Annotated in this window: 24 protein-coding genes and 1 pseudogene; 17 read left to right on the top strand and 8 right to left on the bottom strand. The window is 60.2% G+C overall.

Annotated elements, in window-relative coordinates:
- The first annotated feature begins 6 nt into the window (after nt 1-6).
- From SB772_RS19800 to SB772_RS19745, 12 genes are all read left to right on the top strand, one after another.
- Nucleotides 7-1,506, top strand: coding sequence for an aldehyde dehydrogenase family protein (locus SB772_RS19800; protein WP_410834907.1), 1,500 nt, complete (start codon nt 7-9; stop codon nt 1,504-1,506).
- A gap of 40 nt (nt 1,507-1,546) precedes the next feature.
- Nucleotides 1,547-2,413: an enoyl-CoA hydratase-related protein gene (locus SB772_RS19795; RefSeq protein WP_410834906.1), complete on the top strand. Its 867-nt coding sequence runs from the start codon at nt 1,547-1,549 to the stop codon at nt 2,411-2,413.
- On the top strand, nt 2,410-3,573 hold the full coding sequence (locus SB772_RS19790) for a CaiB/BaiF CoA transferase family protein (RefSeq protein ID WP_410834905.1): 1,164 nt from the start codon (nt 2,410-2,412) through the stop codon (nt 3,571-3,573). Before SB772_RS19795 ends, SB772_RS19790 begins: the two co-directional genes overlap by 4 nt.
- Nucleotides 3,574-3,619: 46 nt before the next feature.
- Nucleotides 3,620-4,855 (top strand): NAD(P)/FAD-dependent oxidoreductase, encoded by a 1,236-nt coding sequence (locus SB772_RS19785; RefSeq protein WP_410835117.1) that lies wholly within the window; start codon nt 3,620-3,622, stop codon nt 4,853-4,855.
- A 28-nt stretch (nt 4,856-4,883) separates the two neighbouring features.
- Entirely contained in the window at nt 4,884-5,195 is a 312-nt protein-coding gene (locus SB772_RS19780; protein ID WP_410834904.1) for a 2Fe-2S iron-sulfur cluster-binding protein, read from the top strand.
- Between the two features lie 12 nt (nt 5,196-5,207).
- On the top strand, nt 5,208-6,116 hold the full coding sequence (locus SB772_RS19775; RefSeq protein ID WP_410834903.1) for an acyl-CoA thioesterase: 909 nt from the start codon (nt 5,208-5,210) through the stop codon (nt 6,114-6,116).
- Complete coding sequence (locus SB772_RS19770) at nt 6,097-7,752, top strand: AMP-binding protein (protein ID WP_410834902.1); 1,656 nt, start codon at nt 6,097-6,099, stop codon at nt 7,750-7,752. The genes SB772_RS19775 and SB772_RS19770 overlap by 20 nt, the downstream gene beginning before the upstream one ends.
- A gap of 180 nt (nt 7,753-7,932) precedes the next feature.
- Nucleotides 7,933-8,628, top strand: coding sequence for an SDR family NAD(P)-dependent oxidoreductase (locus SB772_RS19765; RefSeq protein WP_410834901.1), 696 nt, complete (start codon nt 7,933-7,935; stop codon nt 8,626-8,628).
- Between the two features lie 84 nt (nt 8,629-8,712).
- Entirely contained in the window at nt 8,713-9,888 is a 1,176-nt protein-coding gene (locus SB772_RS19760) for a cytochrome P450 (protein WP_410834900.1), read from the top strand.
- A gap of 40 nt (nt 9,889-9,928) precedes the next feature.
- Nucleotides 9,929-10,180 carry a ferredoxin gene (locus tag SB772_RS19755; protein ID WP_410834899.1) on the top strand — a complete coding sequence of 84 codons (252 nt, stop codon included), beginning with the start codon at nt 9,929-9,931 and terminating at the stop codon, nt 10,178-10,180.
- Complete coding sequence (locus SB772_RS19750) at nt 10,177-11,430, top strand: NAD(P)/FAD-dependent oxidoreductase (RefSeq protein WP_410834898.1); 1,254 nt, start codon at nt 10,177-10,179, stop codon at nt 11,428-11,430. The genes SB772_RS19755 and SB772_RS19750 overlap by 4 nt, the downstream gene beginning before the upstream one ends.
- A 43-nt stretch (nt 11,431-11,473) precedes the next feature.
- Nucleotides 11,474-12,640 carry a CaiB/BaiF CoA transferase family protein gene (locus SB772_RS19745; RefSeq protein WP_410834897.1) on the top strand — a complete coding sequence of 389 codons (1,167 nt, stop codon included), beginning with the start codon at nt 11,474-11,476 and terminating at the stop codon, nt 12,638-12,640.
- Nucleotide 12,641: 1 nt separating this feature from the next.
- On the opposite strand, the gene SB772_RS19740 is transcribed toward SB772_RS19745, so the two are convergent.
- The 3 genes from SB772_RS19740 to SB772_RS19730 are packed head-to-tail and all read right to left on the bottom strand — an operon-like array spanning nt 12,642 to nt 14,586.
- On the bottom strand, nt 12,642-13,598 hold the full coding sequence (locus tag SB772_RS19740; RefSeq protein WP_410834896.1) for a LysR substrate-binding domain-containing protein: 957 nt from the start codon (nt 13,596-13,598) through the stop codon (nt 12,642-12,644).
- Nucleotides 13,599-13,627: 29 nt separating this feature from the next.
- Nucleotides 13,628-13,762: a hypothetical protein gene (locus SB772_RS19735; protein WP_410834895.1), complete on the bottom strand. Its 135-nt coding sequence runs from the start codon at nt 13,760-13,762 to the stop codon at nt 13,628-13,630.
- 23 nt (nt 13,763-13,785) lie between these two features.
- A complete protein-coding gene (locus SB772_RS19730) occupies nt 13,786-14,586 on the bottom strand; it encodes an SDR family NAD(P)-dependent oxidoreductase (protein ID WP_410834894.1) in 801 nt (266 codons plus the stop codon).
- Nucleotides 14,587-15,060: 474 nt separating this feature from the next.
- Between SB772_RS19730 and SB772_RS19725 the strand changes: the two genes are divergently transcribed.
- From SB772_RS19725 to SB772_RS19715, 3 genes are read left to right on the top strand one after another with little or no spacing between them, the layout of a single operon-like run.
- On the top strand, nt 15,061-16,047 hold the full coding sequence (locus SB772_RS19725) for a ketopantoate reductase family protein (RefSeq protein ID WP_410834893.1): 987 nt from the start codon (nt 15,061-15,063) through the stop codon (nt 16,045-16,047).
- Entirely contained in the window at nt 16,044-17,207 is a 1,164-nt protein-coding gene (locus tag SB772_RS19720; protein ID WP_410834892.1) for a CaiB/BaiF CoA transferase family protein, read from the top strand. The genes SB772_RS19725 and SB772_RS19720 overlap by 4 nt, the downstream gene beginning before the upstream one ends.
- Nucleotides 17,208-17,244: 37 nt before the next feature.
- The gene (locus SB772_RS19715) at nt 17,245-17,736 is read left to right on the top strand and encodes a MaoC/PaaZ C-terminal domain-containing protein (RefSeq protein ID WP_410834891.1); all 492 of its coding nucleotides are present in this window, start codon (nt 17,245-17,247) and stop codon (nt 17,734-17,736) included.
- Between the two features lie 174 nt (nt 17,737-17,910).
- Here SB772_RS19715 and SB772_RS19710 read toward each other — a convergent pair whose 3' ends face one another.
- The 5 genes and pseudogenes from SB772_RS19710 to SB772_RS19690 form a co-directional block, all read right to left on the bottom strand.
- Nucleotides 17,911-19,383 carry an MmgE/PrpD family protein gene (locus tag SB772_RS19710; protein WP_410834890.1) on the bottom strand — a complete coding sequence of 491 codons (1,473 nt, stop codon included), beginning with the start codon at nt 19,381-19,383 and terminating at the stop codon, nt 17,911-17,913.
- Between the two features lie 47 nt (nt 19,384-19,430).
- Nucleotides 19,431-20,360 (bottom strand): electron transfer flavoprotein subunit alpha/FixB family protein, encoded by a 930-nt coding sequence (locus tag SB772_RS19705; RefSeq protein ID WP_410834889.1) that lies wholly within the window; start codon nt 20,358-20,360, stop codon nt 19,431-19,433.
- Entirely contained in the window at nt 20,360-21,109 is a 750-nt protein-coding gene (locus SB772_RS19700) for an electron transfer flavoprotein subunit beta/FixA family protein (RefSeq protein WP_410834888.1), read from the bottom strand. Before SB772_RS19700 ends, SB772_RS19705 begins: the two co-directional genes overlap by 1 nt.
- A 148-nt stretch (nt 21,110-21,257) precedes the next feature.
- Nucleotides 21,258-21,695, bottom strand: a complete 438-nt coding sequence (locus SB772_RS19695) for a hypothetical protein (protein WP_410835125.1) — start codon at nt 21,693-21,695, stop codon at nt 21,258-21,260.
- Nucleotides 21,696-21,917 (bottom strand): annotated as a pseudogene (locus tag SB772_RS19690) (TetR family transcriptional regulator); the annotation flags it as partial. It lies immediately after the preceding gene.
- A 570-nt stretch (nt 21,918-22,487) separates the two neighbouring features.
- On the opposite strand from SB772_RS19690, the gene SB772_RS19685 reads away from it, so the two are divergent.
- Both SB772_RS19685 and SB772_RS19680 read left to right on the top strand, forming a co-directional pair.
- Nucleotides 22,488-22,667: a hypothetical protein gene (locus tag SB772_RS19685; protein WP_410834887.1), complete on the top strand. Its 180-nt coding sequence runs from the start codon at nt 22,488-22,490 to the stop codon at nt 22,665-22,667.
- A gap of 80 nt (nt 22,668-22,747) precedes the next feature.
- Nucleotides 22,748-23,671, top strand: coding sequence for a helix-turn-helix domain-containing protein (locus SB772_RS19680; protein ID WP_410834886.1), 924 nt, complete (start codon nt 22,748-22,750; stop codon nt 23,669-23,671).
- Nucleotides 23,672-23,793 lie beyond the last annotated feature (122 nt).

Genomic DNA, 23,793 nt, shown 5'->3' with positions numbered 1-23,793 from the left:
ACTGACATGACTTCGACGTTACATCCCGGACTCGGCGACGCGGCGCGCGGCTTTCTGTCGCGTACGCATCAATTGCTGATCGACGGCCGTATGGAAGAGTCCGATTCCGGCCGCCGTACCGATATCGTCGATCCCGGCACCGGTGAAGTCATTACCACTGCCGCCGAAGCGTCCGCAACCGACGTCGATCGCGCAGTAGTTGCCGCACGCCGCGCGTTCGAAGGGCCTTGGAGCAAGGTCACGCCTGCGGAACGCACACGGATGATGCTCCGTTTCGCCACGCTGATCGAAGATCACGCGGACGAACTCGCGGAACTCGAGTGCATCAACAGCGGCAAGCCGTTGCCGTTCTGCCGCAATGGGGACGTCGTCGGCATTGCGGAAATGCTGCGCTACATGGCGGGCTGGACCACAAAAATGGGCGGCGAAACGCCGAACGTTTCGCTGCCCGGTGAGTGGCACGCGTACACGCTGCGCGAGCCGGTTGGTGTCGTTGGGCAGATCATTCCGTGGAATTTTCCGCTGAATATGGCGATGTGGAAGATTGCGCCTGCGCTTGCTACCGGTTGCACCATCGTGATGAAGCCGTCCGAACAGACGCCGCTGACGGCACTGCGTCTCGGCGAACTCGCGCTCGAAGCGGGCATTCCCGCTGGCGTGCTGAATATCGTGACCGGCTTCGGTAACCCTGTCGGCGCGGCTATTGCCGCGCATCCCGGTATCGATAAGGTCGCGTTCACCGGCTCTGGAGAAACGGGCCGACGCATCGTACAGGCCGCGAGCGGCAATCTGAAACGCGTGTCGCTGGAGTTGGGCGGCAAGTCTCCGGTCATCGTGTTTCCCGATGCGAATCTCGACGCAGCGGCGGCAGGCGTGTGTTCTTCGATCTTTTTCCACGCTGGGCAGATTTGCGCAGCCGGCTCGCGTCTCTACGTGCATGAACGGGCGTTCGACGAAGTACTCGACGGCATCGCCAAACGCGCGAATGCGATGAAGATGGGCCACGGCATGGATGCCGGCACGCAAATGGGACCGGTTATCTCGCGGCGTCAACTGGATCGTGTCGCGGGCTATATCGACCAGGGGCAACAGGAAGGCGCGACGTTGTTCGCGGGCGGTGGCTCCAGTGGCGAGCACGGTTACTTCGTGCAGCCAACCGTACTCACAGGCGTGAAGCCCGGCATGCGCGTGCACGACGAAGAAATCTTCGGCCCCGTGCTCTGCGCAATGTCCTTTAACGACGACGACCTCGACGGCATCGCCGCAGCCGCCAACGCCACGACCTACGGACTTGCCGCAAGCATCTGGACCAGGGACATCGGCCGTGCGCACAAGATGGCGCGCCGGATGCAGGCGGGAATCGTCAACGTGAACGCGCTGTCGTCGCCGGATGCGACCCTCCCGTACGGCGGTTACAAGCAGTCCGGCTGGGGCCGCGAGCGCGGTTACGACGCGATCAAGCTGTACACCGAGGTCAAAGCGGTTGCGATCAACCTGAACAACTGACAACGGCGCCCGGTCCAGACCGGGCGCGGAGGAGAACAGCATGACTGGCAGCATCGACTATGTTGCGAAAGATGGGCGGGCGTACATCACGATCAACCGCCCGGAGAAGAAGAATGCGATGAGCAGCGCAATGCTCGATCAGTTAATGACGGGCTACGACCGCGCGGAAGCCGACGACGACGTTCGGGTCGTCGTGCTGCAAGGCGCAGGCGACGATTTCACGACGGGGCACGATCTCGCCGAAGTCGGCACGGAATACGGTGCGACCACCTACGACGACAAGGGCCGCCCGCGCAAGCCGAGCCAGCGCGCACGGCTGCTGCACGACAAGCGGTACATCGAACGTTTTGAGCGCATCTTCAAGTTCCTGAAACCGACGCTTTCGCTGGTCAAGGGCTATTGCCTCGGCGGCGGTCTCTACCTGGCCGAGGCCTCGGACCTCGTGATCGCGGCGGACACCGCGAAGATGGGGCACCCGGAGCAGAAGCTCGGGTTGTCAGGCGCCGCATATTTCGCGGCTTGGGAAATGATGACGCTCGGTCCGCGCAAGGCGCGCGAACTGTTGTTGATGGCGGACGTTTGGGACGCGCAGACCTGTCTCGTGAACGGCCTCGTCAACAAGGTGGTGCCGGTCGCGTCGCTAACCGACGCGGGCGAAGAATGGGCAGAGCGGATCGTGCGTCTGCCGCGCGACGGCATCGTCATGGGCAAGGCCGCGACGAATCTGGCGATGAACGCGCTAGGCATCGACGCGCAGTTTTCGTATGGACATGTGCTGCACGCACTGGCGACGAATGTCCGCTACGAGGCCGACGAATACAACTTCATGAAGCAGCGCCGCGACAAAGGTGTGCGCGCGTCGAATCACGAGCGCGAAGAGTTTTACGTCGCGAAGGAAAAAGCATGAACACCGCGCTCAAAGGACTGAAGGTTCTCGACTTCACGCAGATGATGACGGGACCGTTCGCCACGATGATGCTCGGCGATTCAGGCGCTGATGTGATCAAGGTCGAGCAGCCGGATGGCGATCCGTTCCGGCGCTCGGGCGAAACCACGCTGAATGGCGACGGCGCGTTCTTTCTGGGTGTGAATCGCAACAAGCGCGGCATTGTTCTCGATCTGAAGAGCGAAGAAGGGCGTGCAGCAGCGCTCGCGCTTGCCGCGGAGGCGGACGTGCTGGTGGAAAACTTCCGGCCCGGTCTGACGGACAAGGCGGGGCTCGGGTACGACGCGCTGCGCAAACTGAATCCGCGCCTGGTCTACTGCTCGATCTCGGGGTTTGGCCGAAACGGACCGGACAGGAATCGGCCCGCGCTCGACATGGTGATTCAGGCCGTATCCGGCGTCATGCAGGTGACCGGAACGGAAGAGTCGGGGCCGCTGAAAACGGGTTTTCCGTTCTCAGACCTGATAACGGCGTTGCTCGCGAACATCGGCATTCTGACTGCATTGCAGGCGCGGGAGCGAACCGGCGAAGGTCAGCGCGTCGATCTGTCGATGCTCGACGCGAGCATCTTCAGCCAGGTGCCTCGCGATGTCTATTTCGATCTCACGGGCAAAACCCCGAGCCGGATGGGCAATCAGCACTGGGACATCGTGCCGAACAACACATACGCGACCGCCGACGGTCGCGACATCATGATCATCACGATCAATGACAAGTTCTGGCACGTGCTCTGCGATGCGATGCAAGCGCGCGAACTGAAGACCGACCCGCGTTTCGCGACCAAGGCCGCACGTCTCGAGAACCGCGCCGCAGTGGATGCGAGGCTCGCGGAGATTTTCGCCACTCGCAGTCTCGCGGAATGGGAAAGTGTGCTGTCTGCGGCTGGGGCAATTTACGGCTCGGTCCGCACGTGGCCCGAAGTGTTTAGCGACCCGCATGTGGTCGATACCCTGCTGAAGACCGTGCAGCATCCCAAAGGCGGCGAGTTCAAGGTCATCAACAACCCGCTGCAATTCTCGGGCACGCCGACGCAGATCCGCAACGCACCGCCACTACTGGGGCAACACAACGAAGAAGTACTCGGGCGTGGCGCCAGCGGATGGCCGTCAATCGACGGCTAGCAACAGTGAACGCAACAATACAAATGCGGGCAAGGAGACAAGCGTGATGGAACGGACCTGCATCATCGTCGGCGCGAGCCACGCGGCGGCGCAGCTAGCGCCGAGCCTTCGGCAGGAAGGCTGGGAAGGACGCATTGTCGTGATCGGCGACGAGCCGCGTTTGCCGTATCACCGGCCGCCGTTGTCGAAGGCGTATCTGCTCGGCGACAAACACACGGACGATCTGCTGATTCGCGCCGCCGACGCGTACGGACGCTTCAAAATCGAGTTCCGTCTCGGCGAACGGGTCGATTCGATCGATCGTGGCGACAGAACAGTCACGCTGCGAAGCGGCGAAAAACTGGCGTACGACAAGCTCGCGTTATGCACCGGCACCCGCGTGCGCACCGTCACGCTGCCGGGTTCGACGTTGCCGGGCGTTCACTATCTGCGCAATATCGACGATATCGACCGCATCAGGGCGGATGTGCGCGCAGGTGGCCGCGCTGTGATCGTCGGCGGTGGCTATATCGGGCTGGAAACAGCGGCCGTGCTGACGAAGCTCGGCATGCACACCACGGTCCTCGAAATGGCGCCACGCGTGTTGGCGCGTGTGACGGCTCCGCAAGTATCCGGCTTCTTTGAGCGGGTGCATCGTGAAGAGGGTGTGGACATCCGCACTGAAATCGCGGTGCGTGGTTTCGAAGGCACATCTCGCGTCGAAAAGGTCGTCTGTGCGGACGGTACTTTCTTCGCTGCCGATCTCGTGATTATCGGCGTCGGCGTGATGCCGAACGTTGAACTCGCCGCGCAGGCGAATCTAGCCACGGACAACGGCATCCTCGTCGATGCATGCGCCCGGACCGCCGACCCCGATATTGTCGCAGCCGGCGATTGCACGATGCATCCGTCGCCGTACTACGGCTATATCCGGCTGGAATCCGTGCCCAATGCAACCGAGCAGGCAAAGAGCGCGGCGGCCTCGTTGTGCGGCAAGGAGAGGCCCTACGCCGCGTTGCCCTGGTTCTGGTCGGATCAATACGACATCAAGCTGCAGATTGCCGGGCTCAATCAGGGCTATGACCAGGTGGCCGTACGAGGCGACCTTCAAGCCGGACGCAGCTTCTGCGCGTTCTATCTGAAAGACGGCCGTATGATCGCGGCGGATTGCGTGAACCGTCCGCAGGAATTCATATTCAGCAAGAAGCTGATTGCTGAACGGATCGAAGTCAGCGCGGCGCAACTGGCCGACGAGGCGTTGCCGCTCAAGTCGCTGATTGAAGTTGCCAAAGTTGCGAATTAATTGACTCGAGCGTTAAGAGAGGTGTGCAATGCCAGTCATCAAATATGTACAGTCGAATGGTCAGGTCGTCGAAGCCGATGTACCGCTGGGCAGCTCGGTGATGCAGGGCGCGGTCGACCATATGGTCGAAGGTCTTGCCGCCGAGTGCGGCGGGGCATGCAGTTGCGCGACCTGCGAGGTTCATGTGGATCAGGCATGGATCGAGATTGTCGGCGAAGCATGCGACATCGAGAAGGACATGCTGGCCGCGTCGAGCGCGCTGCGCAGCAACAGTCGCCTGAGTTGCCAGATCGAGATCACGCCCGAACTCGATGGCCTTGTGGTTGCGATTCCGGCCTGAGCGGACACACTCATGACGCTGACGGTAAGCGGATTGATCGACGTATTGCAGGTCAGACGGGAGACCAGTACGCGCTTTACCGGCTGGTCACCGCTCGACGGCGCGCGACGCATTTACGGCGGTCAGATGCTGGCCCAGTCGGTCATGGCGATGGGGCAAACGGTGCGTGAACCGCATCGATTGCATTCGCTGCAGGGCTATTTCCTGCAACCGGGCGACGTGACAAAACCAATCACGTTCGACGTGCAGCCCATCCGCGAAGGGCGGAACTTCAGCACACGGCGTTTGCTCGCGTTGCAGGACGATCTGCCGATCTTCAGTGGCGCCGCATCGTTTCAGGCGCCGGAGGGCGAGTATCAGCGGTTTGACGCGATGCCGGAGGTCGCGCCACCCGAGCAGATGCAGTCCGAAGACGCGTTCTATGCAGGTCAGCTCCATCTGCTTGAAAACTGCCGATCGCATGTGCCGCTAATCATGCGGCTTTTCGAGCGACGCAGCGAACGCTGGCGCGCGTGGCTAGACCCTGGACCTTTGCCGCCCGTCAATGGCATCTGGTGTCGATTGAGGGAGCCGTGCGGCGATGATCCGCTGCTATGTCAGGCGTTGCTTGCGTACGTGTGCGATCTCGATCTGATGAACACCGCGATGCGGCCGCGCGGTTGCGGCTCGCTGGATAGAACCATGCAGGCGGCAAGTCTCGACCACGCGATGTGGTTTCATGCGCCCATTCGTCCGGATCGCTGGTTCTACTACGACCTGCAAGGTCCGAGCGCCACCAACAATCGCGGTCTCGGACGCGGCGCGCTCTATCAGAACGGCTTGCTCGTCAGCACGGCCATGCAGGAAGGGCTACTGCGCGAACGTCATGATCGACGTGCGAATCATCAAAGGAATGAAGCGTATGGGCCAATGGGACGATAAATTCGAGCGTGCCGATCGCAAGTGGGCAAGCTGGAAAATGCAGGAATACCCGCAGGCGGAGCGCGTGATTGGTCGGATCATTGAAGATAAGGCGCGTCGGCAGCCTTACCGTGAGGTGTTTCAATTCCGCGATCGGGTGATCTCGTACGAGCAGTTGAATCTGTTTGTGAACCGTGTCGCGAACGGCTTTATCGCACTCGACATCCGGCCAGAAGACAAGGTCGCGCTGATGCTGTCGAATCGCGCCGAGTTTCTACTCGCGTGGTTTGCGCTGAACAGAATCGGTGCGGTTTGCGTGCCGATCAATATCGCACTCAAAGGCGCGGGCCTCGCGTATCAGATCGATCAGGCCGACTGCGTCGCACTCGTTGCCGAGGAGGACTTTTTCGCGGCGCTGGGCGCAATTTCCGATCAGTTGCCGAAGCTGCGTCATTCGATTGTCGTCACCGATCAGCACGCGGTTCGGCTCGATGCGTGGCCGGGCATTGAGAACCTGCGCTTCGACGATCTGCTCACCCGCCCTGAAACTACGCCCGACATCACTGTCGACTTCAGAAGTCTCGCGACCATTTCGTACACGTCCGGCACGACGGGGCTGTCGAAAGGCGTGATGATGAGCCATCACTACTGGTACGAGATATGGTCGGAGGCGGTGCGCTATGCACGTTATACGGAAGACGATGTGTTGTACACGGGCTTGCCGTTTTTCCATACGAGCGCACATGGCACGACTGGCCCCGCGATTCTGACCGGTGCGAAGGCGGTGCTGGTCGAACGCTTTTCCGCCAGCCGCATGCTCGATGACTGCCGGCGATGGGGATGCACGTCGGCGAAATATATCGGCGGGATGGTGTCGATTCTGATGAAGCAGCAGGCTTCAGTTGAAGACGCCGACAACCCGCTGCGATTGATGGTTGGCGCGGCCGCACCCAAGCATCTCTGGCATGCATTCGAGAAGCGGTTCAACACGCGTCTGCTGGAACTGTATGGCATGACCGAATGCAGTAGTGCTCTGGTCAATCCATTCGATGCACGCAAACCCGGATCGTGCGGTAAAGCAGGTACTGGCTACGACGTGCAACTGGTCGACGATCACGACAATGCCGTGCCACCAGGGCAGGTGGGCGAACTCGTCGCGCGTCCACAACGTCCGCATCTGGGCACGACAGGCTACTACAGGAACCCGGACGCAACGCTGGAGTTGTTCCGTAATCTGTGGATTCATACCGGCGATCTGGCGACGCAGGACGAGGACGGCTATTTCTTCTTCGTCGATCGCAAGAAGCAGGCGCTCAGACGGCGCGGCGAGAACATTTCGTCGTTCGAGGTGGAGGCCGTGATCAGCGCGCATCCAGCAGTGGTCGAATCGTGTGTGGTAGGCGTGCCGTCAGAACTCGGCGAAGATGACGTGAAGGCCGTGATCGTGCTCAAACCCGGACATGTCGTGACGGAAGCCGAGCTGATGGACTGGTGCGAGCCGCGGCTCGCTTACTTTGCGATACCGCGCTATGTCGCCTTCCGTGCGACGTTGCCCAAAACGCCGAGCGAGCGTGTCGAAAAATATCGGCTTCGCAACGAAGGCGTGACGGCGGATTGCTGGGATCGCGAGCAGTCCGGACGCGTACTCAGGCGCTGATCTGCCACGTTGTCCGCGCCCGCTCCAAACCATAAGAAATCGGTCTCACGATCTCGTAAAACAGTATTGGACCCGACCGCGATTTGAGTCGAATCTTGAGTCTGAGGCTTTGCAGAACAAACGCGCAAAGCACCGACACAGAAAATCCTTCCAAAACTATATCGTGAGAAGAGGTGACGCATGACGAACAAGGTTGCAGTGGTCACGGGTTCCAATGGACTGACCGGGCAGGCGATTTGCAAGGACCTGACGGCACGGGGTTATACCGTCGTGGGGATGGACATTGCCGATTCGGGCAAAGGCGAATACGCGTATCGCAAGTGCGATGTGACTGATTACGAGCAGATCACTGCGTCGGTCGCGGCGATCGATGCAGAGTACGGCACGATTCGCGTGCTGGTGAATAACGCGGGTGTCTGGCACGGCAAGACGTTCTTCGACATTGCGCCTTCCGATTACGACTTCACTTACGGCGTCAACACGCGCGCGCCGTTCTTCCTGAGCCAGGAAGTGGCGAAGCGTCTCGTCAAAGCGGGCGGCGGTGGTGTGATCGTCAATCTGGCGTCCATCGTCGCGACGCTTGGCAGCGGCGTGACCGACTACGGCGGCTCGAAGGCAGCGGTGGTGAATCTCACGAAGAGTCTCGCGAAACCGCTGGGACCGCATGGTATCCGTGTCGCGGCCGTTTCGCCGGGCACGATCAATACTGCAATGGGCGAGAAGGTGCCGAAAGAGGTGCGCGACAGACTGATCGCAAGCTCGGGTCTGCAACGCGCGGCTGAGCCGGAAGAAATTGCTTCGGCGGTGGGCTTTCTCGTCAGCGACGATGCGCGCTATGTGACGGGCGCGACGCTCGATGTCAACGGCGGACTGTGATTTTCCTCTGGAAAAGACGCTCTCACTGATCAATGTGACGGAGGAACCATGTCTGGATGTCCTTTCAGCAAGCCGGCATTTCCAATGCCACGACAATGTCCGTTTCTTCCGCCGCAGGAGTACCGGGATTTTCAGCAACAACCGGGTCCAACCAAGGTACAGATGTGGGACGGCAAGGACGCGTGGCTCTTCACGCGTTACGACGACGTGCGGGCGGTGCTGGGCGATAACCGTTTTAGCGGCGACCCACACGTTACGGGTTTTCCGAGCCTGTCCCCCGCAAGAAACGCGGTGCTCGATCTTGAGCCGGCTTTCATCCGTATGGACCCGCCCGAGCATGGCCGCTTCCGGCGCATGCTGACCAAGGAGTTCATGATCAAACGCGTGAGTGCGATGCGCCCGCGTATCGAGTCGATCTTCGACCGCCTGCTCGACGAGCTGCTCAAGAAAGGGCCGCCCGCGAATCTGGTGGAAGATCTGTTTCTCCCGTTGACGTCCGAAGTCATCGCGGGGCTGCTCGACGTACCCGGCAAGGATCACGGCTTCTTTCAGGAGCAAAGCCGCCTGAAGGTGCTGCTCGACGTCGACCCGGCAATCCCTAAGGCGGCGTCGGACCGCATCCTCACCTATCTTGACAAGCTGATTACCGAGCGCGCAAAAGATGCCGACAGTCGTGAAGATCTGTTGAGCCGGTTGATCGTAGAGCAGGTGCGCCCGGGCCATCTGACGCATCGTGAACTCGTGATCATGGCCGAACTGCTGCTGATGGCCGGCCACGAAACGACAGCAAACCAGATGGCGCTGGGTGTGCACAGCTTTCTGACCAACCCGGACCAGCTGGAACTTTTGCGCAACGATCCTTCGTTGCTGCGTGGCGCCGTCGAGGAAATGCTGCGGTTTCATACCATCGTCCACTACAACGCGTTCCGCGTTGCGCTGGAGGATGTCGAAGTCGCGGGCCAGCTGGTCCGCAAGGGCGAGGGCGTGGTTGCGCTGATTTCGGGCGCGAATCACGATGCAAACGCGTTCGAGAACCCGGAGAAATTCGACATCACGCGCAAGGCCGATCATCACGTGGCGTTCAGTTACGGCATTCATCAGTGTCTCGGTCAGCCGCTTGCGCGCGTCGAACTGCAAGTGGTGTTCGCCACGCTGTTCCAGCGGATTCCAACACTGCGGTTTGCCGTTCCGCAGGAACAGATCAAAGGTAAGGGCGATCACTTCGTGCAGGGACTCGAATCCCTGCCGGTGACGTGGTGAATATCAATTGATCCGGTGCGTCCGGACGGAGGAGTCAGACATGTCGAATAGCGGCTTCAAACTGCGGGTGTCCGTAAATCAGGACGTGTGCGTAGGCGCGGGATTGTGCGTGTTGTCGTCGAGCGAGGTATTCGACCAGCGCGACGAAGATGGTGTCGTCAAATTGTTGCAGACGTCGCCGGACGAGGCGCTCTACGAAAAAGTACTCGGAGCGTCGCGAAAATGTCCGTCGAAAGCAATCAAGGTGGAGAAGATCGCCGACGATTCCACTGCGCAGGAGGCCGGCCTGTGAGTACGATTGCGCGTTCGATTGTGATCGTCGGTGCGGGCCAGGCCGGTGTGCAGGCAGCGAGCGCGTTGCGCGCCGAGGGGTACGATGGTGCGATTCATTTGCTCGGCAATGAACCGTGCTTGCCATATCAGAGACCGCCGCTGTCCAAGTCGTACCTGTCCGGCAATATCGCGGATGAAGAGTTGCATCTGGAAACGGCACAGTGGTTCGACGAACAGCGCATCGAGCGGTCGGTCGACACGCATGTCGACTCAATTGAACGGCGTCTCAAGCGCGTGAAGCTGTCTTCGGGAAGAATGCTGGGTTACGACCATCTGATTCTCGCAACAGGTGCGCGTAACCGGCCACTGCCTGCGTTGAGCGAACCGATTCAAGGGGTGATCTCGTTGCGTACCGTCGCCGATGCAGCGGCGCTTACGTCGAAATTACGCGGTTCGCGTCGTGTCGTGGTGATCGGTGCTGGCTTTCTCGGGCTTGAAGTGGCAAGCGTCGCGATCGCGCAAGGTTGCGACGTGCATGTTGTCGAGTCGGTTGATCGGGTGATGCAGCGCGCTATTTCGGTCGAGATGTCGCAGGCGTGTCTGCGGCATCATCGCACGGCGGGTCTGAAGTTTTCATTCAATGCGCGCGTCGATGCTTTCTGTGCGAAAGATGGCCATGTCAGCGCGGTAAAGTTCGCTGACGGCAGCCAGCTTGACGCCGATCTCGTGCTGGTTGCGATCGGTGTCGTGCCGAACAGCGAACTTGGCCTGGCGTGCGGACTCGATATCTATAACGGCTTCATCGTCGACGAACAATTGCGAACCTCCGATCCGTCGATCTTTGCGATCGGCGACTGCGCGGCATTCCCGTATGCGTTCGACGGCGGCGACCGGCTGCGACTCGAGTCGGTGCAGAACGCAGTTGACCAGGCCTGCTATGTCGCGCGTCGCATCGTAGGTACTGCCGACGCGCCACGCTACGATCAGGTGCCGGTGTTCTGGAGCGATCAGGGCGGCATGCGGCTGCAGATGGCCGGTGTTGCGCGCCGGCTCGACGCGAGCGTGTTACGTGGAGATCCTTCGACTGGGGCATTCTCGGTATTCCGTTACCGTCATGACCGACTTACCGCGGTTGAATCGTTCAACCGTCCGGCGGACCACATGGCCGCGCGGCGCATGTTGCAGCGGCGGATCAGTCCGTCGCGCGCCCAGGCAGCGGACATCACGTTCGATCTCAAGTCGTTGCTCGCCGCTGCGGTGACAACGTGAACGCGCACGAAAGCACGCACGAAAAGGGCACACGGCAAAAACCATGACGAAGGCTGCTCCGATACTCGACGGCATCCGGATACTCGATATGACCTCGGTAATCTTCGGCCCATATTGCACGGCAACGCTCGCTGAAATGGGCGCCGACGTGATCAAGATCGAACCGTCCACCGGCGACGAAATCCGGCGCGTGGGACGCCCGGCGGCGACGCGCGGCATGGGGCCGGCGCATATGACGCTGAATCGCGGGAAACGTTCGGTGGTCTGGGACCTGAAGACACCACGTGGAATGGCCGCGCTGCGTCGCCTGTTGAAACGATGCGATGTATTCATTCACAACCTGCGCAGCGATGCGATCGACCGGTTGGGCTTGAACTACGAAGCAGCGAGAGCGATCCGCCCCGATCTCGTCTACGTGCATTGCTCGGGGTTCGGCGAAGGCGGACCGCTCGCCGGTAAGCCGGCGTACGACGATATCATCCAGGCCGCGTCTGGCGCGGCCAGCCTCCTGCCGCGTACCGACGGCAATCCTGTGCCCCGTTTTCTGCCGATGGCGATGGCCGACAAGGTCGCCGGCTTGCATGCGACGTACGCGGTACTCGGCGCGCTGTTTCATCGGGAGCGGACCGGATTGGGACAAGAGGTGGAGGTGCCCATGTTCGAGAGCTTCACCCATTTCCTGCTGCAGGATCATCTGTATGGGCGCGCTTTCGTCCCACCCAACGATCCCGCCGGTTATCCGCGACAGCTTGACCCGTTGCGTCAGCCGGTGAAATGCGTGGACGGCTATCTGTCGATCGCGCCGTACACCGACGCACGCTGGGTGCGTTTCTTCGAGATCACCGATCACGCGGGTTTCTTGCAACGAGAAGGACTCACGACCGCACGCGAGCGTTTCAACGCGCTGGACCGGATGCAGACGGAACTGGCGCGGATCGTGGCCAGCAAGCCGCTACGATACTGGCTTGAACTGCTTGCGGAACACGATATTCCCGCCGCCGAAGTCAAAGGGCTAAACGATGTATTTGACGATCCGCATTTGCAGGCCGTCGGGTTCTTCAGGCGCAAAACGCACGCGACGGAGGGCGACTATCTGGAGATGCGGGCGCCGGTTCGCTTTCACGGTGCGGCTTGGAAAGACGTGGAAGCCGCGCCGTTACTCGGCCAACACAGTGAAGCGCTTGAGCGTTGGCTCGATGAGGAACACTGAGTCAGGCGGCCTGCTCGATCAGATCCGGACGCGACGTATCGAGGAAATACTGCGGATGCCGAGCGGTCAGTTGCGCTGCGTTCGCACGCGCTGCCTCACGCCATGCACCGAGCAAAGGCGGCACGCGATCCTTATGCCATGCAAGCGACAACGACACGCCCGGCGTATCCGCGTTCAATGGTCGGTATGCGACACCGAGCGGTTGCATCAACTGCATGACGGCCGGCACGACCGCGACGCCGACGCCCGCTGCCACGAGACAGGCGGACGTGTGCATGTCGTGCGCTTCCTTGGCGATCGTCGGCTTCAGGTTTTCATCTTCGAAGATGTCGAGGATGCGGTCGCCATAGCCGCGCTCTGTCGCTGTGCCGCGCGCTACCGCAATCAACGGCCAGTTTGCGAGGTCGCGCAGATTGACCGGACCTGGTACGTCGTATTCGCTGCCGGCCGGCACCGCGACCACCAGCAACTCGCGATAAAGCAGCTCGGTGACGATGTTGTGGTCGTACACATGGCCGCGTACCAGGCCGACTTCGATCGCGCCTTCCTTGAGTGCCGCAATCTGCTGGGAGATGGTCATCTCCTGCAAACTGACATCGGAGTCCGGTGCAAGCGATTTGAACAGGCGCAGCGTGTTCGGCAGAAAGCAGTAGATCGCGGTATAGATGGACCCGACAATCAGATGCGCCCGTGCGCCGCGTCCCGACGCGCGCACCGCGGCGATAGCGGCCGATGCCGTATTGAGCACGCGTTGAGCGTGTTCGACAAGAATCTCGCCAGCCGGTGTCAACAGCACCTTGCGCTTTTCCCGCGTGAAGAGCGCGGTGCCGAGTTCGTCTTCGAGTGAAATGATTTGTGCGCTCAACGCGGGCTGCGCAATGTTCACGCGCTCGGACGCGCGGGTGAAATTCAGTTCGGCAGCCACTGCAAGGAAGTATTGAAGTTGGCGCATGTTCATATCCACACTCCTGTATTGAGGTCGTGGCGCTAACGCCCGGAGCAACGGGCGGCCGGTTCAGCGGCCGCATATTCGCCCACCAGCGCAGGGTCGAATGCCACGCGACCTGGATCTGTCATGTAAAGCGCCAGGCTGACCAGTCGCAGCCAGTAGGCGATGTTCATCGTGAATTCGCGTTCGGGTCGCGTTAGTGCGCGCCGCGCCACGCGAGCGTGCCGGCGTCGACGCCGAAGGTGCTGCCGGTCGAGAAGGAGGCCTCGTCCGACGCGAGGAAGCACACGAGACGGGCAACTTCTTCCGGCTGGCCCAGCCGCTTGATCAGATGCGTGCCCCACAGGCGCGCACGTGCCTTCTCCTGATCAGGTGCGTGGGCGAGGCTGCGGCTGAGCATCGGCGTGTCGATCGCGCCGGGCACGTAGGCATTGCAACGAATACCCGCGTCGGCGAGATCGAGCGCGACGGCTTTCGTCAGCATCACGACGCCGCCCTTGCTGGCCGCGTACGCGGGCAAACCCGGATACGCCACCGTGCTCGCGACCGACGCGCCGTTGACGATGGCGGGGCTGCGTGTGGATTTGCGCAGATAGGGCGCGGCGAATTTCGCCGCCAGCCACATCGCCTTGAGATTGACGTTCATCACGGCGTCCCAGACTTCTTCCGGCAGATCTTCGATCGTCGGCGCGCGGCCGGTGAGGCCGTCGTCGGTGACACCCGCGTTATTCACCAGCACGTCGATGCCGCCCGCCTGAGCGGCTGTCTCTTCGATCATGTGGCGGATTGAATCGCTTTTCGACAAATCGGTTTTGATGAACAGGGATTTTGCGCCAGCGTCCTTGACCGCTTCGGCTGCCGCCACGCCTTTGTCTTCCTGCAGATCGGCCAGAGTGACCCATGCGGCGCCCTGACGGGCAGCTTCGATCGCGATCGCCCGGCCCATGCCTTGCGCTGCGCCAGTGACGATCACCACTCTGTTCGTGAGTTTGCTCATGCAATGTCTCCGTTTCTTCGTGCCTTCCGCAGGCATTTTTTGTCCGGTGCACCGCTGGATGTACACGCGTTGCCGGTTCGTGTTTCCACACGTTATCGAAACGACGCGAGATGTTCCATAACCAATCATCTCTTTAACTTTACGGATCGTCTCAATTGAAGTGGGGGCGCTATCGTCAGACGGATGCCTCCGTACACGCCGCCATTTCATCTGCGTTCTGTTCGCCGGCTCTCGCGCGTCGCGGAATCGGAAGATGCGGTGTATCGAAAGCCGCGGCGGCGTGATTCGCGACCGACGCCGGTACTGTCACGGCCCGAGTCAGCTATACCCCGATACGCTCGAATCATCGTTTTTTAGTATTTCCCCAATCACCTGACGGCACCGTATCTTCTGCTCATCGTATGGCGTTATCCGCGTCTTGTAGTTGAAGGCGCCGGCGCCAAGCCGTATCCATGAGTTGCAAGAGAGAGACCTATGCTGAAGGTGTGTGTTTTCGGAGGCGGTGCGATCGGCGGATATATCGCCGGGCATCTCGCTCGCGCGGGACGGTGCGAGGTCAGCGTGGTGGCGCGCGGCAAGACACTCGACGCAATTCGTACACACGGACTGCGTGTCATTACCGCGTCGGAGGACTTCACGGTGCGCGTGAATGCCGTTGAGGATGCGCGAGAACTCGGCGTACAGGACTATGTTTTTGTCACGTTGAAAACACATCAGGTCGACGATGCGCTCGACCAGATCCGTTCGCTGATGGATTCGCACACTGTAGTGCTGCCGCCCACCACCGGTATTCCTTATTACTTCTTCCCTGACCGTCAGATGCCCGTGCTCGATCCCGGCGCACGGCAATGGAATGCCATTCCCCCGGCGCAGGTACTGGGCTGTGTGTACTGGATCGGCGCGCACGTGGTCGCGCCTGGCGTCGTATCGCAGGACGGCGCGAAAGCCGGCTGCCCGATAGGCGAACTGGACGGCCGCCACTCGGAGCGTGCCAGCCGCCTGAGCGAATTGCTGGGCGCGAGCGGTATTCCGGCGAAGGTCAACGACAACATTCGCGCGGCAATCTGGGTGAAGTTCGTGAATAGCCTGTGCTGGAATCCGGTGGCGATGCTGACGCAGGGAACACTCGGAGAAATACGCGACGCCGCGAACGCCGTGTCCATCGTCAGGACGATGATGCGTGAGGCCGACGCGCTCGCAGCAGCAATCGGACTCGATGTCGGCCCGGATCCCGACAAGCGGATCGCACTAACGCTCAGTGCGCCGCATCACAAGATGTCCATGTTGCAGGACCTCGAAGCGGGACGCCCGCTCGAACTGGAACCGCTACAACGTTCACTGGACGCCGTTCGCGAACTCGCCGATCTGCGCACACCGATACTCGATACCGTTCTCGCGCTAGCCCGTCTGCGCGAGAGCATCGCGTTAAATAATCTTCGTACAAGGGAGCTGCATTCATGACATCTGCGTCCACCTCCAACACGGCCGGCGCGGCTCGTGACTTTCGTCGTCCGCTCGAAGGCGTCAAAGTGGTCGAAGCGTGTAGTTATATTTCCGGCCCGTTCTGCGCGCAGATGCTGTCCGATCTCGGTGCGCACGTGATCAAGGTCGAGCCGCCGTCCGGCGATCCGTACCGCAATTTTGGTCACAGCTGGGAAGGTGTCGGTACCGTGTGGACCAATTCCAATCGCGGCAAGGATAGCGTGGTACTGGATCTGAAGTCGCCGGGGGATCTGGCGAAGTTCAAGACGCTTCTGAAAGAAGCCGACATCTACATCGAAAACTGGCGGCCCCATGTGTCGGCTTCGTTGGGTCTGAGTTTCGATCAGGTGAGTGCGTTGAATCCGCGCATTGTCCAGCTCTCTATTACCGGCTATGGGCCGGACGGTGTACTTGCAAAAGAACCCGCATTCGACGCGTTGATTCAGGGCCGCACGGGACTATTGAGCTACGAGGCCGCTGGCGGGGAACCGCGCGCGACCAATACGTTTCTCGCCGACAAGGTCGCGGCGGTATTCGCCGCGCAGATGGCGCTGTCCGGATTGATTTCGCGCGACCGGTCGCAGCAGGCTGTGCATCTGGAAACTTCAATGCTCGACATCATCGCGTACTACAACTTTCCCGACATGTTCCACAACCAGACCTTCGTCGACGACACGGCTGCCGCGACGCTTGCGCCGCAGCCCGTGCTGGCGACGCGCGACGGTTATATGGTGCTGTCGCCGGTATCGGGCAAGCAGCTCAGCCGCACGCTCGACGCGATCGGCCATCCGGAGTGGAAGGACGAGCTCAAGCAGATCAAGGATCGCAAGCAGATGACTCACACGTTTTTTGAACGCGTGGCTGCTCCACTGAAGCTGAAGACCACCGCCGAGTGGCTCGAGCGTTTTCGTGAACTCGATGTGCCGGCAGGACCCGTCAACGAACCTCATGCGCATTTCAGCGACCCGCAGGTGATTCACAACGAACTCTATTCGGAGTTACAGACGCCGGGCGGCACTGCTCGTGCAATCCGTTACCCGGCTCGTTTCAATGGTCATCTGCTGAAGCCCGGCAAGCCGGCGCCGCGTCTCGGCGAAGGCAATGACGAAAGACTCGCGACCTGCCAGTCTGGCGAATGAAGCAAGGCACTCACGCCGGCTTTCACGGGAGAGCAACGTGCCGATACTGCTAAGAGGTATCGAAGGGATCAAGGCTTACTCGGGCTTCCATCTCGGCAAGAGCAGCTGGGTCGAAGTGAGTCAGGACATGATCAATGCCTTCGCGTCGGCGACCGACGACTGGGACTGGATATCCGTCGATGAGGCACGTGCCAGACGCGGGCCTTTCGGCAAACCTGTCGCGCAGAATACGCTGATCCTGAGCCTGATCGTACCGTTGCTGCACGACGTGTTTGTCCTCGAAGACATCGGCATGAATATCGTTCATGGCATTGACCGGCTGCGCTTTCTTGGAACCGTCCCGGTCGATTCGAGCGTGCGCCTCAATGTGGCCGTCAAAACCGTCAACATGACCGGCGATCGTGGCCATTGGGTGCTGGCCTGCAGGATGGAGTGCGACCTCAGCGACGCCCCCGTGCTCGAAGCCGAACTGGTGTATTGCGTCGGGCCCGCCATTGGCGAACCGATCAGGATCGCGGCAGTTGGATGAGCAAATCGGCGATACCGGGTGAAGTGGCTGGACAACTGGCTTACCGGTTGCCCTCGGTATGCCCCTTGTTCTCGTGCCGTTTCTGATCGCCTAACCGCCCGGCCAATGCGCAGCGCAATGCCAGCGCACTGCTGCTGGCGATGCCATCGGGCGTGTGCGGTCGTCCGGTGATTTTTAACGGATCGGGTCAGGCAGCGAGCGAGCCAGCGTTGTCAGGCTATCTGTTAGCCGACCGATCGGACCTTCATCGAGCGTCATGACGACTTCGATGATTTTCTTCGCCACGCTTGCGAGCGCCGGTGCTCCCTCGCCGTGTTGGTCGAGACCGATCATCACGTTGAACTTGCTGTAGATCTGTTCATCGGAGAACCGCGTTGCCGGCGTCCACGGATCGCCTTGAGAATGATCGGCGGTGGCGCTGAAAATCTGTCCACGCGCATGTATGTCGACGCCACCCGGCACGCCGCGCCATTGACCACCTGTCATCCACTCCCCAATGTTCGACGATGTCGGCTCCGGCATGACTTCGACTCGTTTGCGGAAAGCGGCAATGCGCTCGTCGCTCATCGTTTTTTCATCATACCAGCGCGGGCCGGCCGGCACGTCGTACGCAACTGCGGCGACTGCATGAGCGTGGCTGAATTCCGCGCTGAGAGGATCGCCTGGCTGCTGCTCGCGGAAGATGGAGGTCAGGGCAAAAGGATTGGCCCGCACCACGACCCGCTCGATTTCGTGTGGCCGAAGCTCATGTCGTGCGCGCAACTGGGTAAAGGCGGTGAGCGGGTGATGAATCCAGCGGCAGCATGGCCAAGGTTTGTAGGTGGTGTTGAGAATTTGCCAGTCACTACCGAGGCCGGCCATTAGCGCTTCGTCATCGTGCGTAGGGGAACCGTAGAACTTCCAGAAGGCGTTTGATCCATCGAGGATGTCCTTGAAGCCTGTACTGCCCAATCGTGCGAGCAGCGCTGCCGACACGCCGGTCTCGGCACACCAGCCGGCGTCGGCATATTTGTACATAGGCTGCTCGACGGATTCCGCCCACTTTCGTAATGTCGGCTGCGGGGAGTTACTTCCACCGATCCCGAAAGCGTGGTTGGCCTCGTTCCCATCGAGGCCGCCGATGTTCGTCGAGGCGCCGATGGCGGCCCAGGTGATGGTCGCTGCCGGGCCGCCCAGTTCGTTCCAGCCGATCACCTTACCGTTCTCGATCTGCATTGGCGCTCCCATCCAGCTGCCGATCCGCGCGCCGACATCGAAACCGACCGCGATGGCTGTCAGCAAGTCGCGTCCACTGCGTTGATATAGCTCGGCAAGCGCCAACGCAGAAAAGACCGTCGCGTTGCCAAAATGCGTCGAGGTCGGAAAGGTATCGTCCGCATCCAGCACATTGGCCAGGCGCGCATTGGCGTATGCAGCAGCGGTGACCGAACTGCGTTGCGTTTTTCCGAGAACAGTCGCGTCTGGATTGCCCCCAAGGGTACCGACATATTCGAGGGCAATCCGTCCGCTGTCCGTGCCGAGCGCTCCTAGCGCACACCCCAACGTGTCAAGGAGGAGTCGTTTGCTTTCGGCGACAACGGGCGGTGGCAGATCGTCAAAGCGTGTTTTCACCACGAAATCGGCAAGTTTTTGCGTGAGGCTCGTCATGTCTCGCTCCTTTGTCAGATAGTTGTGTGCTGGTCGAACGGCTTCGTTTAAACGGCGCTTTGCAGTTCGGGCAGGACTTCGAAAAGGTCCGCCACAAGGCCATAGTCCGCCACCTGAAAAATGGGAGCGTCCGCGTCCTTATTGATTGCAACAATGATTCGGGAGTCTTTCATGCCCGCCAGATGCTGGATTGCTCCTGAAATGCCGACGGCAATATAAAGCTGCGGCGCGACGATTTTTCCGGTCTGGCCGACTTGCATGTCGTTTGGTGCGAAGCCCGCGTCGACTGCTGCCCGCGACGCGCCGACCGCTGCGCCGAGTTTGTCCGCGAGAGGGTGAAGCAAACCGAAGTTCTCGCCGCTCTGCATGCCGCGACCGCCGGACACGACAACTTTTGCGGTCGTCAAATCAGGGCGATCGCTCGCTGCAAGCTGCTCGTCGAGAAGGACCGACAGACCCGAGTCGCCTGAACCTGCGACCTGCTCGATAGGGGCTGGGTCTTGCATCGCGTTCGCTGCGTCGAAAGCAGTGCCGCGCACGGTGATCAGTTTGATTGCAGCGGAGGACTGGATCGTTGCGATAGCGTTGCCGGCGTAGATTGGACGCCTGAAAGTATCTGCACTCATCACCTCGATGATCTCGGAGATCTGATCGGTATCCAGCAACGCGGCAACGCGTGGCAAGATGTTCTTGCCATGGGTGGTGGCGGCCGCGAGCACATGGCTGTACGCGGACGCAATTCCCGCAATCAAAGGCGCAATGTTTTCCGGCAATTGGTGCGCGTAGGCGTCTTTGTCGGCGATTAGAACTTTGGACACGCCTTCGATCTTCGCTGCGGCCTGCGCAACTGCGCCGACGTTCTGACCCGCGACCAGCACGGCGATATCGCCCCCGATCTTGCGTGCGGCGGAAACCGTGTTCAGTGTGGCAGCGCCGAAAGCACAAGTGTTGTGCTCGGCAATGACAAGGATGGCCATTAGATCACCCTCGCTTCGTGCTTGAGCTTTTCGACCAGTTCCGTGACGGAGGCGACCGTGACGCCCGCGCCGCGCATTGCCGGCGCTTCGACTTTGAGGGTCTTCACGCTCGAGGCAGTCGACACGCCAAGCGAGTCTGCGCTGATCACCTCGAGTGGCTTCTTCTTCGCCTTCATGATGCTGGGCAAGGTCGTATAACGCGGTTCATTCAGCCGCAGGTCGGCGGTGACGATTGCCGGGAGATTGAGCGCAACCGTCTGCAGCCCGCCGTCGATCTCTCGAGTGACATTGATCTTTTCGCCCATAACATCGAGCTTCGATGCGAACGTGCCTTGAGCGTAGCCGGTCAGTGCGGCCAGCATTTGACCGGTCTGATTGTTGTCGCTGTCGATAGCCTGCTTTCCCAGGATCGTGATGCGCGGTTGTTCCTTGTCGACAATGGCCTTGAGCAGTCGTGCCACCGCGAGCGAGCTGAGCGCTTCATCGCTCTCGATCAGAATCGCGCGATCGGCGCCAAGCGCGAGGGCCGTGCGTAACTGCTCCTGGGCCTGACTTGGGCCGATTGAGACCACTACAACTTCGGTTGCGATTCCTTTTTCCTTGAGTCGCACGGCCTCTTCCACCGCGATCTCGCAGAAGGGGTTCATGGACATCTTGACGTTCGCGAGGTCCACGCCACTGTTGTCCGCCTTGACGCGAACCTTGACGTTATAGTCGACCACCCGCTTGATAGCGACCAGAACTCTCATGCCATCAGCCTCATCTTGCTACTCCGTTTTCAACTTGGGACATAGCCCGAGTTGACCACTTATTCTGGAGGCGCGCCAATAGCTTTATATGTTCAAGTGATCGAATTAACGTATGGACGGAATTCCCGAAACTGGCAGGCGCGAAGCCTTATTGGGGCGCGACGCTCATCGCCTTCCATACGACTTTAGTTGCGGTGCGGAATGCCGCAGCGTCGAAACCAATGGAGCCCGAGCGCCGCAAAAATACGATCAGGCCTTCCCAATGCGAATAGAGCAGTGCGCCTCGCAGACGGCATTCATCGGCAGGCAACGCTCTATTGATCTGTGCCACCAGCCCGCTGAACAACGCCTGAAATTCCTTGCTCACCTTGACCATCAATTCACGCACAGCGGGTTGATGTTCCGCGAGGCACCAGCATTCGAACGCAAAGGGGCTGACGACATTGTTGCTGTCGGTCAATGCGTCGAATACGTCGTCCAGCACCGCTTCCAGTCGCGCTCCAGGCGATAGTGCCGGATCGCTGGAGAGCGAACGGTATTGTTCCAGATATCGTCGGGCAACTTCTTCTATGGTGGCTAGCAGCAACGCGTCCCGACTCCCGAAGTAATGCTGCAGAGTGCCAAGACGAATTTGCGCTTCGGCTGCTACGCGTCGTTGCGTGAATCCGACGTTTCCCTCGGACGCAAACACGCGGATTGCAGCCTCAAGAATTTCAGGGACACGCGTTGACCGGTTGCCGCGCTGCCGCACGGGTGACTGCGGATCGCGTCCGCCAAGTTCCGCGGAACTTAGGGATATGTCTTTCATTTGTGACACTCGATGGGTTGAGTCCAGTCGGCCGCGAGCTGTCCCGTGCCGTTGCCTGCACGCTTCGGTAGAACCCGAAGGCCGCAACCGTTCAGTTGCTGCGACTATTGGTCAAGTGTATAACATGCGGCCCTTACCCTAATAAGGGAGACCCGAAATATCAGCTACATTAAGGGTAAATGCTAGCGTCGTGTTTCTTGATAATCAGTCAGGCGACCACTAGTATTTGGTCAACGGACCAAAAGCTTGGTTTCGGGTGGTAAGTCTGGATCCTGATCGTTGCAATCGAGGAGTGCGGAGTTTGGCATGGACAGCGGCAGCACATCATTGCGTTGGTTAGTTGAAAAGTGGCTTCAACCTACTGCGGCTTCACCCGCTCGGGTCGTCCGGTTGAATTCCCGGCGAACGCACTCCACGCGCTGCGTGCGCGTCGAGGTCAGGCGTTCATCAGACGTGTTGTCAGTCTTCTTTTTCCGGCATAGTGACGGCTCGTGGTGCGTATTTCCGCCTCACGTCGAGGGTCCCGCAATGGCCCTACAGCGGTTTGCCGGCTGATTGGAAGGAGCCGTCATGGACGTGGTCGAATTAGCACGAGCATCGGGTTTGCAGGCCGTTCTCGATGGGCGGATAGGGCGCGAGGAGTATCAGAGCGTGTGCGGATCAGTCGATGCGTTGCGTCGGTTCGCAGACGCTATCAATTTGTCGATCGAGACGTCGGCGCGTGTGGCGATGCCATTCGCGCCGTCATAATGCGCTAACGGAGACACGCTGGCAGAGCGCTAGCAGACGACCATAATCAATATTCGACAATTATTTGTGGGTCGTCTCAAGTGGACCTGTTGACCGATATCGTCCGACTGATGCGTCCCCAGTCGGTGTTATGGCGCACGCTCGAAGAGCACGGGCGATGGGGAATGAGCGTCCCTCAACGTGACGAACCGGTTTTTTGCCTCGTTGTTACGGGACACTGCTGTTTCGTTCCGCCTAAAGGTCCCCCTTTGCTAATGAAGCAAGGTGACTACGTGATGCTGAACGCGTCATCTCGCTACAGCCTCGGCAGCGGGTTGGACGTCATGCCGACAGTGACCGCACTCGCCGCCGACGCCGGGCAAACAGACTATGTCCGATGGAACGACGGTGAAGGTGGTGAGGAAGTCAGACTCATCGGCGGCTATTTCCAGGTCGAACCTGAGCACACCGAACTCCTCGCGAGTCTGCTGCCGGATCTCCTTTACCTCCGATCCTCCGATGAAGAAGCGGGACGCTTGACCCGTATTGTCGAATTGATCGGCGAAGAGTCGCTTTGTCAATTGGCGGGTCGTGAACTCGTCATGGGCCGGTTGGTGGAAATCATGCTGGTCGAGGTTTTACGCCGTCCGATGCTGCAAATCGAAGGGCAACGAACCGGGTGGCTTAGCGGTATGGCCGACCCACAGATCGCGATGTCGCTGCAAAAAATGCACGCCGATGTTGCGTATCATTGGACCGTGGAAATACTCGCGAAGCAGGTCGGCATGTCACGGGCGGTGTTTGCGCGCCGCTTCTCCGAATGCGTGGGCCAGGCCCCCGCAACTTATCTTTCCAACTGGCGTATCGCGGTTGCCAAGGATGCGTTGCTAAACAGCGATCGCTCGGTCAACGATATCGGTCTCTCGATCGGTTATCTGTCCGACAGCGCGTTTAGCACCGCGTTCAGCCGCATCGTCGGATGCTCTCCCGCAACCTTCCGTCGGGAGGGGCGAAGGGTGTCCTGATCGAGCTATTGGTGGATCTGCTCGATCCATCGTTTTTTAGTATTGTCCCTTCTTTGCGACACGCCTTATCTTTTGCACATCATCAGGTCTTGCGGCAGCTCCTGACTCACAATCGGAAGCGA

This window comes from Paraburkholderia sp. SIMBA_030 (genome assembly GCF_046535245.1).
In the GTDB taxonomy this organism is placed as follows: domain Bacteria; phylum Pseudomonadota; class Gammaproteobacteria; order Burkholderiales; family Burkholderiaceae; genus Paraburkholderia.
Note: the sequence above shows the minus strand (reverse complement) of the source record. Positions and strands in the feature narration are given on the sequence as shown.